The sequence below is a fragment of the Mycobacterium sp. 1245499.0 genome (genome assembly GCF_001673615.1).
Lineage (GTDB): Bacteria > Actinomycetota > Actinomycetes > Mycobacteriales > Mycobacteriaceae > Mycobacterium > Mycobacterium europaeum_A.
Genome location: NZ_LZMG01000402.1, coordinates 1 through 1552 on the forward strand (window position 1 = coordinate 1; position 1552 = coordinate 1552).

Annotated in this window: 2 protein-coding genes and 1 pseudogene; 2 read left to right on the forward strand and 1 reads right to left on the reverse strand. The window is 70.7% G+C overall.

The window, feature by feature from the left end; all coding sequences use genetic code 11:
* Positions 1-260 (forward strand): catalase (locus A5646_RS25095; protein ID WP_156765701.1); only part of this gene is annotated, 260 nt, incomplete at its 5' end.
* A gap of 79 nt (positions 261-339) precedes the next feature.
* Positions 340-1110, forward strand: a complete 771-nt coding sequence (locus tag A5646_RS25100; RefSeq protein ID WP_067137494.1) for a sulfite exporter TauE/SafE family protein — start codon at positions 340-342, stop codon at positions 1108-1110.
* Between the two features lie 31 nt (positions 1111-1141).
* On the opposite strand, the pseudogene A5646_RS25105 reads toward A5646_RS25100, so the two are convergent.
* Positions 1142-1552: pseudogene (locus tag A5646_RS25105) on the reverse strand (carboxylate--amine ligase); the annotation flags it as partial.

The following is a 1552-nucleotide window of genomic DNA, read 5'->3' on the forward strand; positions in this document are numbered from 1 at the left end:
CCGGTCCCACCGACTCGACCGTGGACCCGTCGGCGGCCTGGCAGAGCACCCAGATCGTCACCGTGGGCACCCTGGCCATCACCGGTCTGGACACCGAGCGCGAGCACGGCGGCGACATCGTGGTGTTCGATCCGATGCGGGTGACCGACGGCATCGAGCCGTCCGACGATCCGGTGCTGCACTTTCGGACGCTGGCGTATTCGGCCTCGGTCAAGCTGCGGACCGGCGTGGAACGCGGCGCGCAAGCCCCGCCCGTCTGACCGGCCGACCCGGGCCGACGCTCGCCTCGCGCCGAAATCGGCGGCACGCTAAGGTTTTTCTCCGGTGTCGCCATTTCAGATGTTCCTCATATGCCTGGCCGGGCTGGGTGCCGGTGCGATCAACGCGCTGGTCGGGTCCGGCACCCTGATCACCTTCCCGACGCTGGTCGCGCTCGGCTATCCGCCGGTGACGGCCACCATGTCGAACGCGACGGGTCTGGTCGCCGGCAGCGTGTCGGGCACCTGGGGCTATCGCGCCGAGCTGCGCGGCCAGTGGGATCGGCTGCGGTGGCAGCTCCCGGCATCGTTGGCCGGCGCGGCGCTGGGCGCGTACCTGCTGCTGCACCTGCCCGAGAAGGTGTTCGCCGACATCGTGCCGGTGCTGCTGGTGCTGGCGCTGGTGTTGGTGGTCGTCGGGCCGCGGATCCAGGCGTGGACGGCCCGGCGCGCCGAGGAGGCGGGTCGCTCGCCCGACCACGTCAGCCCGCGCCGGATGGCGACGCTGGTGTTCGGCACGTTCGCCGTCGGCGTATACGGCGGCTATTTCACAGCGGCGCAAGGGATTCTGCTGGTCGGCCTGATGGGCGCCCTGCTTCCGGAATCGGTGCAGCGCACCAACGCGGCCAAGAACTTATTGGCGTTGATGGTGAATGTGGTTGCCGCCATTGCCTATACGGCGGTGGCGTTCGATCGGATCAGCTGGCCGGCCGCCGGGCTGATCGCGGCGGGCTCACTGGTCGGTGGGCTGCTCGGCGCGCGCTACGGGCGGCGGTTGTCGGGCAATGCGCTGCGGGCGATCATCGTGGCCGTGGGACTGATCGGGCTCTATCGCCTGCTCGCGGTGACCTGACGAGAAATCACGTACACCAACGCGATTCGTGTCAGCTCAGCGTCGCCGCGGCGGCTTCGGCGATGACATCGGACACCTCGCCGCGCTTGCGCCACGCCCGCAGCTGACGCATCGCCCCGTTGCCGTCGGCTACCACGCGGGTGAGTTCGTCGCGAACGCGGTCGTATTCGCCCAGCGATTCCAGGGCCGGGCGCACCCGCCGCACCAGCGCCCCCAGCTGCTCGGCCGCCGGTACCGCGCCGCGGCCGTGGATCAAATCGAGTGTGTGGCCGGACAATCCGTCGTGTGCGGCCTTCCAGTACGCCGCGCGCAGCGCGCCGGGTGGCAGCCGCCGGGCGTCGTCGGTCGAGTCGAGGGCGGTCATCACCGCCGCCCGGATCAGGGTGGCGAGCAGCACCGTTTCGGCGACGGTGGCCGGCACGTCGGCCACCCGGACCTCCAC